Here is a 17,347-nt window from a genome sequence, read left to right on the forward strand (position 1 = left end):
TATAAGGGAATTTTCACATCTTGACCAACTGTTTGCTGTGTTGACACTCGAATATAAACGAAATAAAATGAAAAGCAAATGAAAATAACGGCTTGGAGAAGACCTTTGGAGGAGATCTACCATGAATGGAATCAAGGCATTACAAAGCTTAGGTCAAAGCATATGGTACGACAATATGGATCGGGAACTATTGATTTCAGGAGCTATGGCAGAACTCGTCCAGCAGGGCGTAACGGGGATTACATCGAATCCTACCATTTTCGAAAAGGCAATCAAAAGCTCAACTGCCTATGACACCGCAGTTCGTGAAGCAGACGCCACAACGGTAGAACAACTATTCGACGAGATTTCCAGGAGCGATATTCAAGAGGCCTGCCGTTTACTGATGCCAGTTTACCAGGAGACACGTGGGAAGGACGGATATGTCAGCATCGAAGTGGCGCCCGTGCTGGCACATGATGCGGTTGGTACAGTGCAGGAAGGGCGCCGCCTCTTCGAGGCGATTGGAATGCCGAACGTCATGATTAAGGTGCCGGGTACACCTGAGGGAATTAAGGCAGTACAGGCTCTGACCGAAGCTGGTATCAATGTGAACGTAACGTTGATCTTTTCATTAACCCTATATAAACGCGTGATGGAAGCGTATATCCGGGGCTTGCACAAACGGTTGAACAGTGGGCTTGACGTGCAATCGGTCGCGTCTGTTGCGAGTTTCTTCGTCAGCCGAGTAGATGCAGCCGTGGATGCTCAACTGAAAGAAATGAACGCTTCTGAATCTCTGTTTGGCACTGCTGCAATCGCCAATGCTAAAATGGCCTATGCGTTGTTTGAGGAGACATTTTCTTCATCAGATTTTAAAGAACTGGCAGCGGCGGGTGCAAACGTACAGAGGATTCTCTGGGCATCAACTGGGCAGAAGAACGCCGCTTATGATCCGCTCATGTACGTCAATGAACTCGTAGGGCCAAACTCCGTGAACACAGTTCCTCCTGCAACGCTGGATTTACTTCAGAAGCGGAACGACTATAAGGTAACGGTTGAACAAAACGTCGAACTGGCTCGTCAGCAAATACAATCTCTTGCTGAAGTAGGCATTGACATTGAAGACGTCGTAAATTCCCTTCTGACCCAGGGACTTCAGGCCTTCAATCAATCCTATGCGTCCCTGCTTGATGCACTTAGATCCAAGCAAGAGCAGGTTAGATAGTCCGGTTCTGGTGCAAAGATTATGAGCAGCATAGACTGAGCCATCTATCATGCTTTGGGGTTATGCGGATACGCCAAACAGGTGATTGATGAACTGCGCGATGGAAGAGACGGGCGAGAGCTGTATCTCGACCTGTCCTTTCCTCAGTATGTGCATGGCCTCAATTCCCTTAAGCGTCCTGTCGGCAGTTTGAAACGATTTGAATCCTAGCATCGGGTTCGTGATCTTTTTGATGAATCGATGGTCTTGTTCAACAATGTTATTTAGGTATTTCGTTTGCCTGATTAAGGTTTTTTTCGGTATTTCTGTTTCGTCCTTTAGTTGCTGTAGAGCCGGAGGATACGCAGGGTTTTTATCCACGGTGATAACTCGTGGCGCCTGATTGTGTGCGGAAGATAACGCCTTTTTAAAGAATCGCTTTGCGGCGAGGACATCTCGATTCTCAGACAGCATGAATTCAATGGTTTGCCCATTAGAATCCACCGCCCTATAAAGATATTTCCATTGTCCTTTCACTCTAATATAGGTTTCGTCAACCCTGTAGGAATCGGTAGTTGGCTTCAAGAAACGACGAATGCGTTTATCGATCTCAGGACCATACTGGTGAACCCACCGCATAATAGTCGTATGAGAAACCTGAACTCCTCTTTCCTTTAGCAGTTCGACGATATCCCGGTAACTTAAGCTGTATTGCAAATACCACCGAACCGCCGTCAGGATAATATGAGATTCGAAGTGCTTCCATTTGAACGCATTCATACCATAGCTGCCTCATTCCTGAAGTTTATCCGGACAATACTAGCATGCCTGGTGGTTTTTGCACCAGAGCCCCATTTTTTATAGTGCATTGTCTGTTTCCAAAATTCGACTCGGTCATGTCAAAATATGATTCTCCCGAACGCTTCGTTTCTCCACCATAAGCACATCCCCCCAAAAAAAAAGACTGAAATCGGATACATGCGTCGCCGCTTCGTTTTGGCACAAACTTTCATTTGATAATATTCAGAAATTGTATATAATCCATAATTATTAATCCGATATCGAAACACAATTCAAAAAAATCATCCGTTATCGGTACTAAAATCATGTATTTGGTATTGATGAGAAGTTGAGGGGGAATGTTCTTATCCCGTTCAGTAACCAGTGCGTTTGCAGTGTGTAAAACGCGAAAAAATAGAGTTTATGGGAGCCAAACTTATGAGTCTAAACGTTCAAAATGTTGACAACCTGGATTTGAAAATTATCACGCATCTCCAGCAGGATGGACGCAAATCGTTTCGAGACATTGCTGAAGATGTGGGTGTCACAGAACGTACAGTTCGCCTGCGGGTCGCGCAATTGAGGGAGTGTGGGATTCTTCAAATCGTAGGGGTTGTCAACCCAATCAAAATCGGGTTGCAGGTCGTTGCCATAATCCAAATCGATGTTGAAGAATCCTTGATGGACACTTGCATCGAGCTCCTTCGGGGAATTCCGGAGGTCCGATTCATCACCAGGACGACTGGGGAGTACCCACTGTTGATACAGGTCGTCAAATCATCGTACGAGTCTCTATTTGTGTTCCTGACAGAAAAGATGAAACAACTCCCGCAACTTCGAAAAACCAATGTGATGGTTGAGCTTCAAGTTTATAAAAATGATTTTCACTATATTGGAAGCGATGGGAAATTATTGGCTGAATAAAAGCGTTGTCGTGTGTTCAGCTCAAAACCGACTTTGACCGGAAAAGGAGGTAGAGGTAGAAATGGTACGCTATCTGTTGAGACGCCTCATGTGGATGGTTATCACGCTCTGGGTCATCATCACCCTGACATTTCTGCTCATGCATGCGATTCCTGGAAACCCCCTGTCAAACGCGCAGAATATGACTCCTGCCATCTTTAAGAACATGATGCATTACTATCACTTGGACGAACCGCTCAGTGTTCAGTATTTGGATTATTTACGGTCTCTTCTCGAAGGGAACTTGGGGCCGTCTATTGAGTGGCAGAACCAAACCGTAAACAGCATCATTGGCCAAGGGTTCCCGATTTCGATGCAGATTGGTCTGTGGGCAATTGCCATCTCGTTTATCTTGGGAACATTCCTTGGAGCTGTTGCGGCCGTATACCAGCATGGTTTTGTAGATTACGGGGCAATGATCTTTGCAGTGTTGGGAATATCTGTACCAAACTTCGTGCTGGCGACACTTCTTATCAATTATCTAGGTGTCCAATGGGGCATTCTGCCCGCTGCTGGATGGGGGACGGCTGCACAGGAGGTCATGCCGATTATTGCTCTCGCTGTCACGCCCATGGCTTATTTTGCAAGAATGATGCGGACGAGCATGCTGGAAGTCCTTTCACAAGACTTTATTCGTACCGCGCGGGCAAAAGGGCTTTCATTGGGCCTCGTGATTTGGAAGCACACCATTCGGAACAGCGTTCTGCCGGTATTGACGTTGCTCGGTCCCCTCGCCGCCTATGTTCTGACGGGTAGCTTCATTATTGAGAAGATCTTCGGAATACCTGGGCTCGGGCAGATGTATGTCACCGCCATTCAAAATCGGGACTACCCCACGATTCTCGGCACAACCATCTTTTTTAGCACCATCCTTATCGTCATCTTGTTCCTGGTTGATATCGCCTACGCATACGTAGATCCTCGAATTCAATTGACCGGGAGGAAGGCATGATGGAGGAAGTTGTAGCAAAGGAAGTTCGAACCATTCCGTCGTTTCCAGCTGAACTTTTTGAACCCGCTGTAAATTTGCGTGACACGACCGAGACCGAGCGGCCGAGCTTTACCTACTGGCAGGATGTTCGACGGCGCTTTCTGGCAAACAAGTTGGCGGTGTTTGGACTTGGATTGATTCTTGTACTCATTATCATGGCTATCATCGGCCCGTTCACCACCCATTATTCATACGCGGCCCAATCGCTGGTCGATAAGAACCTGCCGCCTTCATCCCAGCATTGGTTTGGCACGGATGACCTCGGGCGCGACGTGTATGCGAGAGCATGGATTGGTGCACGTATTTCACTCTTTATTGGCTTCATGGCGGCCATCATCGACCTCGTCGTCGGCGTAGTCTACGGCGGAATCTCCGGGTTATTTGGTAGCAAGGTCGACGAAGTGATGATGAGGATTGTCGAAGTCCTGTACGGCCTCCCTTACTTGCTGGTCGTCATCCTGTTAATGGTTGTTCTAGGACCCGGTCTCTTTACCATTATCGTTTCGATGACTGCTACGGGGTGGGTCAACATGGCTCGTGTCGTTCGCGGCCAGGTACTGCAATTAAAAGAGATGGACTACATTTTCGCCGCGCACGCTTTTGGTTCCAGTACGTTTCGGATTTTGTGGAAACATTTAGTGCCGAACACGATAGGTCCAATCATTGTGAACATGACATTGACCGTCCCCTCCGCCATTTTTGGCGAGGCGGTTCTAAGCTTCCTCGGGCTTGGCGTACCGGCCCCGTTGGCGAGTTGGGGAACGATGGCCAACGATGGATTGGATGCCCTCATTGATGGACATCTATGGAAGCTACTCGTCCCGACAATTCTGATTTCCATCACAATCCTAGCCTTCAATGTTCTCGGTGATGGACTGGCAGAAGCGTTTGATCCTAAGCAAAAACGGTAGGGGGAAATGTGAGCATGCTTCAGATTGAAAATTTGAACGTTCGCTTTCCGACACATATCGGTACAGTGCATGCGGTCCGCGGGGCAACCGTCACCGTTGAACCAGGGCAGACGGTCGCGATTGTCGGCGAGTCTGGTTCGGGAAAAAGTGTCACCGTTCAAAGCGTGATGAGACTGTTGCCAAAACGCGCGAAGATCGAAGGGGAAATTCTGTGGAAGGGCAAGAACCTGGCATCGCTTTCCGAAAAGGACATGCAGTCCGTCCGGGGACGAGAAATTGGGATGGTTTTTCAGGATCCGATGACCGCCTTAAACCCGACGATGAAAATTGGCAAGCAGATTGCTGAAGTGCTCGTTCGGCAAAAGAAAATGTCAGTGAAGCAGGCGCTTCGAGCGTCTGTTGAAATACTTGAGAGAGTGGGCATTCCGGATCCAGTCCGGCGCGCGAACAACTACCCCCACGAGTTCAGTGGAGGCATGCGGCAACGCGCGGTGATTGCCATCGCGATTGCGTGCTCCCCGGAGCTGCTCATCGCCGATGAACCGACAACGGCGCTCGATGTCACGGTGCAGGCGCAAATTCTCGACTTGCTCAAGGATTTGCAGAAGGAGACAAACATGGGCCTCCTGTTGATTACTCACGATCTCGCAGTCGTCAGTGAAGTCGCCGACAAGGTCGCCGTGATGTACGCGGGAAGAGTGATTGAACAAGGACCGGCACAACAGGTTTTGATGAGTCCTGTCCATCCCTATACACGCGGGCTGTTGGAATCCCGACCCCAAAAAGGACAGACCCAACTTCATCCCATTCCGGGAGCACCGCCGGATTTACTGAGTCAATCGGTTGGTTGTCCATTTGTTTCGCGCTGTAAATTCCCAATGCGAATCTGTCAGGAACATCTCCCCCCTCTCTTTGAGAATGGAGATCATACATCGGCTTGCTGGTTAAGTCATCCGCAGGCGAAGGGAGGAGAAACATGGAACTCTTACAACTTCGGGACCTAAGTAAATACTTCTCTACCGGGAAACATGTCGTGAAAGCCGTGGATGGCGTCACGCTGACTGTGGAGTCTGGAAAGACGTTGGGCCTGGTGGGCGAGTCAGGCTGCGGGAAGTCCACAACGGGGCGTTTGATGCTTGGGATCAACAAGCCCACAAGTGGCGAGATCCGCTTTAAGGGCAGGAATATTCACAGCCTCTCCAAGGTGGACAAGAAGCGATACCATCACAGTGTTCAGATGGTATTTCAAGATCCATATTCTTCGCTGGACCCGCGGATGACGGTGGAAAACATCATCGCTGAGGGCATGGATGTCCAAGGTACTGTGTCAGGTCAGGAACGCCGCGACAGAGTTCTCGATCTTGTCCAACGCGTTGGATTGCGAAAAGATCAGCTGACACGTTTCCCACATGAATTTTCGGGAGGCCAGAGGCAGCGCATCGGGATCGCCAGGGCACTCGCGGTGAATCCTGAACTCATCATTGCGGACGAACCGATTTCCGCGTTGGATGTGTCGATTCAGGCGCAGGTCATGACACTGCTCCAATCATTGCAGGCAGATTTCGGCTTGTCTTACGTGTTTATCTCCCATGATTTAGCGATGGTGGAATACATCAGCGATGTTGTTGCCGTGATGTACCTCGGCAAGATTGTCGAGTACGGAAGTCGCCAGGAAATCTACGATCATCCGCAACATCCATATACGCGAACACTCATGTCGGCTGTCCCGGTGATTGGGAAGAAAGCTGATAGAATCCGGCTAACTGGCGACGTTCCGAGTCCGACGAATCTTCCGAAGGGATGTCGGTTCCATACGCGCTGTCCGTTCGCCGAGGAGAGATGCAGTCGGGAACAACCCGAACTGAAAGGAAATCCAGGTCATTTAGTGGCTTGCCACTTGGTCAACTAAATGTGCAACTCGCAGTATCACTTCAACTGCAACCAAAATTGGGGGGAACAACAATGAAAAAGCAGATCTACGGATTGACCGCGGTGCTCGCCGCAGCTGGTACCATACTGGCCGGTTGCGGAAGCTCAAGTTCCGCGGGTGCAGCAGGGAACAACGGTTCAGCGAGCACACCTAGCTCCGCAAGCAATGCGAAACAGCAAGTGACCATGGACATTCTGACCGAACCTCCGACCCTTGACCCTTCAAAAGCCAACGACACCACATCGGGATGGGTGATGGATCAAATTTTGGAAGGACTCACGTATCTTGGGCCAAAGGATCAAATTGAACCGGGCATTGCCAAATCCTGGTATACGTCTGATGGAGGCAAGGTCTTCACATTCCATCTTCGTGACGCGAAGTGGACGAATGGGGATCCGGTAACCGCGCAGGACTTTGTTTATTCGATTCTGCACACGCTGAATCCAAGTACCGGGGCGCAGTTTGCGAGCTACTTGTACTACATCGATGGTGCAGAGGCATATAATACGGGCAAAGGTCCAGCCTCTGCAGTCGGCGTGAAGGCCATCGATGACCACACGTTGCAGTTCACGCTCGCCAATCCAACTCCATTCTTCTTGAACCTGACATCGTTCTGGCCGTATTTCCCGGTTGACCAAAAAGTGGCCAAGGCTGATCCGACATGGACAGCAAACGCAAGCACCTACGTCAGTGATGGGCCGTTCAAGCTGAGCTCGTGGAATCACCAACAAGACATGGTATTGACGAAAAATCCCGATTACTGGAATGCAGGTTCCATCAAGTTGAACCAGGTTACGCTCGATATGGTGAATGATACAGACACGCAATATCAGATGTACCAAAGCGGACAACTCGATATGGATACGTCCCTGCCGCAAGACATCATTCCGAATTTGATTAAGAGCAACAAGGCGCAAGTCTTTCCGTTCGCGGGTACACAGTTCATCGATCTCAACACGAAGGCTGCGCCGTTCAACAATGCCGATATTCGTGAGGCGTTTGCATTGTCCATCGATCGCGAACAGATTGTCAACGATGTCCTGCAAGGTGGACAGGCACCGGCATATGGCATGGTCCCGCCGGGGATCCCAGGCCAGAACGGCACATTCCGCCAGGAGGGGGGGAATCTCTTCCAAGAAAATGTCGCAAAGGCAAAACAGTTGCTGGCGGAGGGAATGAAGCAGGAAGGCATTACAAAATTGCCTCCGATCACGTTCATCTACGATTCCGGCACCTCGCAACAAAATTTGGCGGAAGCGTTGCAACAAATGTGGTCAAAGAATCTTGGGGTGCAGGTAAACCTGCAGACTGAAGAGTGGAAGGTGTACCTTGACGCGCTTTCAAAGGGCAACTATCAAATGGCTAGGCTTGGATGGATCAATGTTTACATGGATCCGACAGCAGCCCTGCAACTGTTGACCAGCAACTTCGGATCAAACTTCACGGGTTGGAAGGACCCACAGTATGACCAGCTGGTGAACGACGCAACGACCACGAACGATGTGGCCAAGCGCATGTCCGAGTTGCATCAAGCAGAACAAATCTTGATGCAGCAAATGCCCATCATCCCTATCAACTTCTACACGAATGTATTTGCCTTCAACCCCAAGCTGGCAGGTATCGTCGTGCACGTGAACTCAGAGTTCCCCGACATGCGCTATATGTACGTCCAGTGAGTGTTTCTTTCTCTCCGGAAAATCAGGACACAGCCTGGTCGTGCGGTGAAGCGTCATAGTGAGGATGGAATTTGGCGGAACAGCGGGCGGATAACATCCCGCTGTCCGCACCAGGAGGATGTGCGATATGAAAGCTATTTCCTTTGGCACCTTGTACAATCTCCACTTTAGCGGCGAGCCTGTTTTGTCTCCTCGGTCTGATGAATTTCTATACGTACATACTTTCATTGACGAGGAAGCGAACGGATACGCGTCCGTGATTCGCCGCGTCAACCTGGAGACGCTAGTGGATAGGCCGCTTACACAGGGCGGAGCAGGACAAAGGCAGGCCGTGCAGGACAAAAATCCTTCTTTCTCGCCAGATGAGGGGAAAATCGCCTTTGTTTCCAACCGATCCGGGAAAAATCAACTGTACATCATGCCTTTGGATGGAGGCGAAGCGAAGCCCGTCACTTCATTTCCGGACGGAGTGATATCGTACGCGTGGAGTCCAGATGGACACTCGTTGGTCGTCACCACAAGAAGCCGGACGGACGGTATTCTCCAAGATGTTTCTTGCAACGCGAGTGCGGAAACTACCGTAAAGGCGGAACTCGCTTCAAACGCAAAGTCAACGGTGGCACCCGACGTCCGGGTCATCCGGCATCTACGCTATCGTGGGAACGGAGAAGGATTCTACGATGGCAAACCCGTTCATCTTTGGTTGGTCGAATTGGAAGCTGGAGATGTGCGGCAGTTGACGTTTGGTCCGTACAGTGAAAACGAACCAGCTTTTTCCCCGGATGGTAAGTCGATTGCCTTTGTCTCTTGGCGATCCGACGAGGAGCAGGAAGTTACTCCGTCCTTGTACACGGTTGAGCTTGCAACCGGTGCGCTAAAACAAGTCTACCAAGGCAAAGGGATGACGTCAGCACCAGCCTATTCGCCGGATGGCCGATACATTGCCTTCTTTGGTCACCAGCGAGGGGAGCGCAGCGGGGAAAATAGCTGCGTCTGGATAGTTCCTTCCACCGGCGGAGAGGCCAGCTGCTTGACGTCGCATCTGGACAGGCCGCAAGGTACCGTGGTCGGCACCGATGCACGTTTTGAAACCGCGCATCTAATACCCGTTTGGTCGGCGAACAGCGACCGAATCTACTTCATCGCCACCAGTGAGGGGAACGCCTCCGTGTACAGCGTGTCGGTGTCCGGGGACATTCGCATCGAAACAGCGGATGAGCCATGTGTCGCAACAGCGTTTGCGGCTTCTGCAGGCGGACCACTCATTGTAGCGGAGGAATCACCGACATGTCCGGCTGAGATTTTCATGTATAGAAATGGCCAAAGACAACAGTTGACGCACCATAACTCATCTCTGTCGGAGGAATACGCGGTTGCGGAGCCGGAGCGGTTTGACATTACTGCGCGCGACGGTCTCACCATTCCGGGTTGGGTCTTGCGCCCCGCAAACTTCGAAGATGGGAGAAAGTACCCGCTCATCTTGGAGATTCACGGTGGACCGCATTCGTCATACGGGAATTCATTCAATCACGAATTTCAATTGCTTGCGGCCGAAGGGTACGTGGTGCTGTACATGAATCCACGCGGTAGCCACGGCTACGGCGAGCAGTTTGTCCAGGGGTGCGTGGGGGACTGGGGTGGTCGCGACTACGAGGATTTGATGGACGCCGTCGATGAAGCAGTGAAACTGCCGTACGTCGATGAAAACCAGCTGTTCGTCACGGGCGGAAGCTACGGAGGTTTCATGACCAACTGGATTGTTTCCCACACCGACCGGTTCAAGGCGGCCGTCACGCAGCGAAGTATCTGCAACCTTTACAGCATGTATGGGACAAGCGACATCGGGTTCTGGTTCAACAAGGCGGAACTTGGCGACATCGATTTGTGGGACGCGGAAGAATTGATCATGCAGCGCTCCCCGATACGCTACGCGAAAAACGTGAAGACGCCGACGAAGATCATCCACAGTGAAGAGGATTATCGATGCCCGATGGAACAGGCAGAGCAGTGGTTCACCGCGCTCAAACGCCTGGGCGTCGAGACGGAGTTCGTCCGCTTTGGCGGCGAAAACCACGATCTTTCGCGAAACGGCAAGCCAAGCAATCGCATTCAGCGCTTAAAACATATTGCCGATTGGTTTGCTACTTATCGACTCTCGTAAGTCTTTTCACATAGCTTGCGATTTACGATTTTTCATTTTATTCGGGAGGAAAAATCATGAAATTGTTCATTTCCGCAGATATTGAAGGGGTAAGTGGTGTCGCAACGAATGTTCAATTGACGAAGGAGCCGGAATATCAACGGTTTCGCAAACTCATGACACAGGAAGTCAACGCAGCCATCGAAGGTGCGTTCGAAGGTGGGGCGACGGAAGTCGTGGTGGCTGACGGGCATGGCAACATGTCCAATATCTTGATTGAAGATTTGGATGAGCGCGCCCGGCTCATCTCCGGAAGCAACCGGGTGATGTGTCAATTGGAAGGGTTGGACAGCTCGTTCGATGGCATCTTCTTTGTTGGTCATCATGGCCGGGAAGGAGGATCGGAGCGCAGCATCATCAACCATTCGCTCGCTGGTATCTGCGTGAGCGAAGTGAAGGTAAATGGCGTGGTCTGCGGGGAGACCGAGATCAACGCACGGGTGGCAGGTCAATTTGGCGTTCCGTCTCTGTTGATAACAGGCGACGACGCATACGTCGCGGAAGTGAAAGAGACGTTGCCAAATGTAGAGGCCGCCATCGTAAAGCGAGGGATTGATCGCTTTGCCGCGGAATTGTTGGCGCCAAAGAGAGCCCACGCCCTGATTCGCGAGAAGGCGCGGATCGCCGTGGAGCGCGCGAAGGAATTCGAGCCACTGGTCATTGAGGGACCTATCACGTTTGAGGTTGAGTTCAAAGGGACCAGCCAAGCGTTGATGACCACAACTATCCCGGTCGTCGAAATGGTTGGGCCGAAGAAAATTCGCTTTACTTGCCCAGATATGGTCACAGCGTACAAGCTGTTTTGGGGTTGCGTCATTATCGCCATGACTGCAACCAATGGTGTACTGTCACACGCAAACGCGTAACACGCGTCTGCGTCGTTTGGGGATGGGACGGTCGCGAGATGAAAACTGTCGCGATGGATCAAGACGAGTGTCCTTGCACGTTGCAGAGGACCCACACCAATCCATATTGGAGGCATGACGAGGAGGCATCCCGGTGTTGGGGTGCCTCTTTACTCGAAGATCGATCAGTGACTTTCATCAATAAATATAGTTGCAAATATAGTTTCGATTGATATTCACCACTTAGGGGTTCCATTTGACACTTTCTAATCTTTGTAATGGAACCCCTAACGAATAGCTTTTTTAGGCATCATTATGGCATGCATATTGATACTTAGGGGCTGATGAACGTTTCGTGATTTCAATAAAGACAAGGATTTAAGGGTTGTGGTGCAAAAATTATGAGTAGCATAGACTGAACCATCTATCATGCTTTGGGGTTATGCGGATACGCCAAACAGGTGATTGATGAACTCCACGACGTTAGAGACAGGCGAGTTCTGTAACTCGACCTGCCCCTTCCTCAACATATGCATAGCCTCAATTCCCTTGAGTGTATCCTCAGCAGAATGAAACGATTTGAACCCCAACATCGGGTTCGTCATCTTCTTGATGAACCGATGGTCTTGTTCAGCAATGTTGTTCAGATATTTCGTTTGCCGCATTACGGTTGCTTGAGGTATGACCGTTTCGTATTTCAATTGCTGTAGAGCCGGAGGATACGCAGGGTTTTTATCCACGGTGATAACTCGTGGCGCCTGATTGTGTGCGGAAGATAACGCCTTTTTAAAGAATCGCTTTGCGGCGAGGACATCTCGATTCTCAGACAGCATGAATTCAATGGTTTGCCCATTAGAATCCACCGCCCTATAAAGATATTTCCATTGTCCTTTCACTCTAATATAGGTTTCGTCAACCCTGTAGGAATCGGTAGTTGGCTTCAAGAAACGACGAATGCGTTTATCGATCTCAGGACCATACTGGTGACCCACCGCATAATAGTCGTATGAGAAACCTGAACTCCTCTTTCCTTTAGCAGTTCGACGATATCCCGGTAACTTAAGCTGTATTGCAAATACCACCGAACTGCCATCAAGATAATATGAGATTCGAAGTGCTTCCATTTGAACGCATTCATACCATAACTGCCTCATTCCTGAAGTTTATCCGGACAATACTACCATGCCTGCTGTTTTTGCACCAGAACCCTTAACTTTCCTCCCGCGCACCCATCGCTCCGAATCAAAAGGATACAGGGAACAGATGGAGTGTACGAGTGCTCCGTTAACATGGATATACGAATCACCTTTGAGTTTATCGTAGGTGAGACGATCTTGCTAAGGAATATCGACCATCACGATAAGGCATTGAAGAGACCCTGAGAAGGGTCTCTTGATTTTCAACACGGAAATCCGAAGACCCAAATATTTCTGCTAAACTGCACTTCTGCAATTCTGCTAATCTGCAAAAATGCACATCTGCATTTCTGCGATCTGCTAATCTGTAAAACTGTACATCTGCATTTTTGCTTATGAAGAACTTAACTTCGACTGGTGAAGATCTTATCCAACACGTCGTCCGCAACAATCCTTAAGTTTTTCATATTGGGATTTGCGATTAGCTTTTTAAATGCTACCAAAATCATGCCACTCGCAATACGTTTTAGGGGCCAAAATACCCCTTGGGAGAGTACATTTCTGTTTCCTATTCTAACCGACTCCATGCCGGAAAAAGACATACTACCGTGAACACAATCGTTTCGCATATTAAATGCTCGGTCTAGAGTTTCACGATATTCGTTAGCTTCCTTTCGAGATGATGCTAGGAGTATTTGAACGGCTAATTTCATGAAATCTGACGAGGCATTCTTATCGAATACACCTTCAAATGCGAAAATAAGCTGTAGGAAACTGTCCATTTCAACGTACTCTTTATTTACGGCTTTGCACAATCGATAGATTGGCCATAAATTTAAGTGCCACTTTTCGGACAGCTGTTTCAGTAGATTTGAGAAAACTCCCAACGTCTTGCTATCAAAAATAACAGGGAATGTAAATTCAGCAGTAGTTAATTCGCTTGCGCGAATACCACCAAGACTTTCGATTTCAAACAATCCACCGCCTACGTGTTCGTCAGAAAAGCTTGGCATGATTACATATTCACAGTGGTAAAAAAGGTGCGTGGCCGCGCGGAATACTGCGCCCAATTCCTGAACAAGTGCCTTACAGCGATGCCATCCTTCTATATAGTCTTGGGTAAATACATCGGTGCCCACATCTTTGATCGAAGTGTTAAGTTCTATTTGAAATATCGCAATTCCCTTTGCGTTATTCAGGCGTGACTTGTCTATTAGAGCGTGTCCGAAAAGCCCGCAATTTTGAGTAAATAGCAAAACGCACCGATCCGCAAAACTGGTAAAATTGAAGGTATCCAGCCGTCAAATTTTCCAGTTCTGGAGGTGCGTTTTTCCATAGATTTGCAGTTAGACCTGCTTCCATACGCCTATTATAACACGCTTGGCTTCGACCCCGAACTCATTGATTACGTAGATCACATTGACGACTCATTCCTGGACCTGCTCGTCGGACCCCTGTACGACAAGAGAGGACGCAGACCCGCATCTCCAATCGCCTATTTCCGGATGCACTATCTGTATTTCACTAGGCCGGAGATTACCTCATTCCGTCAATTGTGCAAACAGTTGCGAGACCCAAAGAACCAGGCGTGGCGCAGCTTCATCGGTGTACCCAATCCAGCAAAGGTTCCGTCACACCAGAGCCTGAGTGACTTCCGTAACAAAGTAGGGCCGGACGTATTCGAACAAATTCGTGACGAGTTTATACGTCAATCCATTCACATGGAGGGATTCATCCAGGACACCCTCGCCGCTATTGACTCTCGTCCGATTTACGCCAATGTCAACGGATACAAGAAAAAACGCTGCGATTGTGAGGTTAAGTCAGTTTGCACATGTGAAAAAACGTTTTCTGACCCGGACGCCACCTATGGGGCACAGCGCAGCAAGGTGAACCAGAACCGTTTCTTCGTTGGTTACCGGAAGCACTCGATTGCAGTAAGAACATCTCAAGGACCTGTGGCCTTGTTGTCTATCCTTAAGCCTGCGAATGTGGGCGACATTCGAGTGATGCTTCCACTGATAGAGAAACTCCGGCAGATTAACGAAATGCGCACTCAGTATCTCGTTGCCGACATGGGTTACATAGATGCGGATGACCAGAAGGAGGCATACCACAAACACAGTATGGCTGTGGTTACAGGGTTTCGCAGTGGTATGGTGATGCCAGAGGAATGTAATGAACATGGGCAACCTGAGTGCGAACAAGGCGAACGACTGATTTGGGATGGCTTTGACTGGGAAACGGCCACTTCCTGGTTTCGTGGGGACTCAGAGAAATGCCAGTCATGCCCGCTATCCGGGGTATGCAGCAGGCAATTCGAATTTTCCTTTGACGACAAACCGATTGCATACGGCCCGGTGCCACAAGGCACCATGCTGCATGCCCAGATGCTTGATTTCAGAAGGCAGATTGAGCTGTCCTTTGCGCAAGAGTCCAATGAGTTGACAACAGTTATGAAACACAAGAAGGTGCCTGTACGAACAAACAAACGAGTACAGTCCTTCTTCACCATGCAGGATATATTCCAGCTCATGCAGGCGAGGATAGGTCACATTCGAGAGACCATGCTGCCTGATGACCACATAGAGCGAATTACACAAATGTATACAGTCCAGGCCGAGCAATTGAAACTCGATATCGCTGCATAGGCAAGCAGAACCTGGAAAATAAACAAAAGCCAATGTTACTGACAAGGGGTTCGTGCGCCCATTTTCAAGGGTGAGCAGGCAATGTGTTCCCATACGGAGGCATTCACCAAATTACCAAGTAAACTTATCCCATATCAGGAAGCCTGTATTCATGTATTTGGCTAGACATTTACTCGAATCGGATGCTTTTCGGACAACCTCTATTAGTGTTTCATCAATATTTGGATCACTGAAATAATCTTCAACGGACTTGTTTATAGGCTCAATAAATCCATATCTCCGATCTGGTAATACCGTTATTTTTGCAGAATCTATGTGTTCAGGAGCTATCCGTTCAAGCCCCCCCTTAAATCCGTATTCGATGTCTCGTTCCCATGGTTTGGTTGAGAGGATAGTCTTTGCAATAGATGTAAGTTCAAATACCAAAGGCTCAGAATCGGGAATTTGATAATACGTTGGCACATCCAGGTGATATTGGTACTCATTTAAGTCCCCCCATAAAAAAGATTATTTCCTAACTCAACTTTCGCAGAGTGAAATGTGTAGCTAGCCCTTGTGGCGTAAAGACTTGAACGGATTAGAATATTAGCGTTGACAAATCAAAAGCACCACTTCCTTTGGTATAGTAAATGCGACCAAACACTACCATACCGGAAGAGGTGCTCTCCTATATGATAGGTTATGAGACGGAAAACAACAATCAATTGCCTGTCGAAATTCGTCCTGCCTTTCAAGAACTAAAGGTCCTTAAGCATCTGCGTAATGCTGGCATCACCAAGAGGTTTGGGGTTGCGTGTTCCTACCTATTCCAGCTTGTGTTTGTGCTCATCTTCCATCATCGAAACTGGTTTCAATTTCTTGATAGCGCAAAGTCAGAATCATATCCTGGCAAGGATGCTGTGTACCGTTTTCTCAATCATGCCGGATTTGCATGGCGACGCTTTCTCCTATTGCTCAGTGTGGAGGCCGTGAACAAAACCAGTTCGTTAACATCTGACAAGCGTGTCAGCGTATTCGTTGTCGATGACTCCATGTATGAGCGGAACAGGAGTAAGTGCGTGGAACTCTTGGCTCGATTCAAAGACCATGCACGGAATTGCTACTACAAGGGATTTCGTATGTTGACGTTAGGCTGGTCTGACGGTCATACATTCGTCCCAGTGGACTTTTCTCTCCTCAGTTCCGTCAAGTCGCAGATTCAAGGCTTGGGTCAATCGATTGATAAACGCACTCACGGATACAAACGCAGAATGGAATCACTTCTCCCGGCCCCAGATATCATCCCTGCCATGATTGACCGTGCTCTGTCTGCTGGAATGAATGCCTCGTACGTATTGATGGACAGTTGGTTCACGCACGCTCCGTTGATTCAAGCCGTGCTGGATAGGGGACTGGACGTCATCGGAATGGTCAAGGCGGACAACAAACGATATTTACTCGACGGACGGTGCCTGTCCTTGCAAGAGCTGTACTACGCTGCTACGCCCGTTCAAAGTACGAAGAAAGGAATCTTAAGGTCCATACATACTCAACTGCGCCCAGGCATCCCGATCAAAATGGTGTTCGTTCGTCACCGAACCAACAAGAAGGAATGGCTGGCTATCCTGTCTACAGATACGACGCTGACGGTCGAGAAAATCGTACAGATTTACGGCATTCGATGGGACATTGAAGTGTTCTTCAAATGCACAAAATCATTACTGCGTCTGCAGAAAGAGTTTCAAGGACGTTCCTATGACATGCTCATCAGCCACACGACGATTGTCTTTTCACGGTATATTCTGTTAGCTTGGCAGCACCGCCAGAGCACGGACAACCGTACATTGGGGAATCTATTTCTAATGCTCTGCGACGAAGTGAGCGAACTGGACTGGGCCATCGCATTGAGCCAATTGGTTGAACTTGTAAATGATGTTTCCAAGAAGGCAGGCAAACGACTCTCGAAACTGATTCGCAGTCAACTACAGCGGTGGATCGACGGTTTACCCAGCTATATCAAGGCATATCTCCCTGTTTTGGCCTGCGAAAGTTGAGTTCCTAAATTGTCTATTGAAAACCATACTCCCTTGCTTAATGCA

15 protein-coding genes are annotated in these 17,347 nt (G+C 49.0%); 11 read left to right on the top strand and 4 right to left on the bottom strand.

All coding sequences use genetic code 11. The features are described from left to right. Positions 1–121 precede the first annotated feature (121 nt). The gene (gene tal / locus NZD89_RS28725) at positions 122–1,207 is read left to right on the top strand and encodes a transaldolase (protein WP_268008715.1); all 1,086 of its coding nucleotides are present in this window, start codon (positions 122–124) and stop codon (positions 1,205–1,207) included. A 60-nt stretch (positions 1,208–1,267) separates the two neighbouring features. Here the strand turns inward: tal and NZD89_RS28730 are convergent, their stop codons facing one another. After that, a complete protein-coding gene (locus NZD89_RS28730) occupies positions 1,268–1,966 on the bottom strand; it encodes an IS6 family transposase (RefSeq protein WP_268008716.1) in 699 nt (232 codons plus the stop codon). A 438-nt stretch (positions 1,967–2,404) separates the two neighbouring features. Between NZD89_RS28730 and NZD89_RS28735 the strand changes: the two genes are divergently transcribed. The 8 genes from NZD89_RS28735 (at position 2,405) to NZD89_RS28770 (ending at position 11,503) form a co-directional block, all read left to right on the top strand. After that, positions 2,405–2,890 (top strand): Lrp/AsnC family transcriptional regulator, encoded by a 486-nt coding sequence (locus tag NZD89_RS28735; RefSeq protein ID WP_268008717.1) that lies wholly within the window; start codon positions 2,405–2,407, stop codon positions 2,888–2,890. A 61-nt stretch (positions 2,891–2,951) separates the two neighbouring features. Beyond that, positions 2,952–3,881, top strand: coding sequence for an ABC transporter permease (locus NZD89_RS28740; RefSeq protein WP_268008718.1), 930 nt, complete (start codon positions 2,952–2,954; stop codon positions 3,879–3,881). Further along, on the top strand, positions 3,881–4,831 hold the full coding sequence (locus NZD89_RS28745; protein WP_268008719.1) for an ABC transporter permease: 951 nt from the start codon (positions 3,881–3,883) through the stop codon (positions 4,829–4,831). The genes NZD89_RS28740 and NZD89_RS28745 overlap by 1 nt, the downstream gene beginning before the upstream one ends. Before the next feature lie 14 nt (positions 4,832–4,845). After that, a complete protein-coding gene (locus NZD89_RS28750; RefSeq protein ID WP_268008720.1) occupies positions 4,846–5,835 on the top strand; it encodes an ABC transporter ATP-binding protein in 990 nt (329 codons plus the stop codon). Next, positions 5,808–6,740, top strand: coding sequence for an ABC transporter ATP-binding protein (locus NZD89_RS28755; RefSeq protein WP_268008721.1), 933 nt, complete (start codon positions 5,808–5,810; stop codon positions 6,738–6,740). The genes NZD89_RS28750 and NZD89_RS28755 overlap by 28 nt, the downstream gene beginning before the upstream one ends. A gap of 53 nt (positions 6,741–6,793) precedes the next feature. Further along, positions 6,794–8,437 (top strand): peptide ABC transporter substrate-binding protein, encoded by a 1,644-nt coding sequence (locus tag NZD89_RS28760; RefSeq protein ID WP_268008722.1) that lies wholly within the window; start codon positions 6,794–6,796, stop codon positions 8,435–8,437. A gap of 127 nt (positions 8,438–8,564) precedes the next feature. After that, the gene (locus NZD89_RS28765; RefSeq protein WP_268008723.1) at positions 8,565–10,598 is read left to right on the top strand and encodes a S9 family peptidase; all 2,034 of its coding nucleotides are present in this window, start codon (positions 8,565–8,567) and stop codon (positions 10,596–10,598) included. Positions 10,599–10,654: 56 nt separating this feature from the next. Next, entirely contained in the window at positions 10,655–11,503 is an 849-nt protein-coding gene (locus tag NZD89_RS28770) for a M55 family metallopeptidase (protein WP_268008724.1), read from the top strand. A gap of 419 nt (positions 11,504–11,922) precedes the next feature. Here the strand turns inward: NZD89_RS28770 and NZD89_RS28775 are convergent. Both NZD89_RS28775 and NZD89_RS28780 read right to left on the bottom strand, forming a co-directional pair. Then, positions 11,923–12,620 (bottom strand): IS6 family transposase gene (locus NZD89_RS28775; RefSeq protein ID WP_268008725.1). Its coding sequence is split into 2 segments (ribosomal slippage): positions 11,923–12,458 and positions 12,458–12,620, totalling 699 coding nucleotides; the frame shifts between segments, so codons are not numbered across the junction. Positions 12,621–13,022: 402 nt separating this feature from the next. Continuing rightward, positions 13,023–13,874: a hypothetical protein gene (locus NZD89_RS28780; RefSeq protein WP_268008726.1), complete on the bottom strand. Its 852-nt coding sequence runs from the start codon at positions 13,872–13,874 to the stop codon at positions 13,023–13,025. A 66-nt stretch (positions 13,875–13,940) separates the two neighbouring features. Between NZD89_RS28780 and NZD89_RS28785 the strand changes: the two genes are divergently transcribed. Continuing rightward, the gene (locus NZD89_RS28785) at positions 13,941–15,269 is read left to right on the top strand and encodes a transposase (protein WP_268005238.1); all 1,329 of its coding nucleotides are present in this window, start codon (positions 13,941–13,943) and stop codon (positions 15,267–15,269) included. A gap of 111 nt (positions 15,270–15,380) precedes the next feature. Here the strand turns inward: NZD89_RS28785 and NZD89_RS28790 are convergent, their stop codons facing one another. After that, the gene (locus NZD89_RS28790) at positions 15,381–15,695 is read right to left on the bottom strand and encodes a hypothetical protein (protein ID WP_268008727.1); all 315 of its coding nucleotides are present in this window, start codon (positions 15,693–15,695) and stop codon (positions 15,381–15,383) included. Positions 15,696–15,940: 245 nt separating this feature from the next. Between NZD89_RS28790 and NZD89_RS28795 the strand changes: the two genes are divergently transcribed. Next, a complete protein-coding gene (locus NZD89_RS28795; protein ID WP_268004608.1) occupies positions 15,941–17,302 on the top strand; it encodes an IS4 family transposase in 1,362 nt (453 codons plus the stop codon). The last annotated feature ends 45 nt before the right edge of the window (positions 17,303–17,347 follow it).

Source organism: Alicyclobacillus fastidiosus (assembly GCF_026651875.1).
Taxonomy (GTDB): domain Bacteria; phylum Bacillota; class Bacilli; order Alicyclobacillales; family Alicyclobacillaceae; genus Alicyclobacillus; species Alicyclobacillus fastidiosus.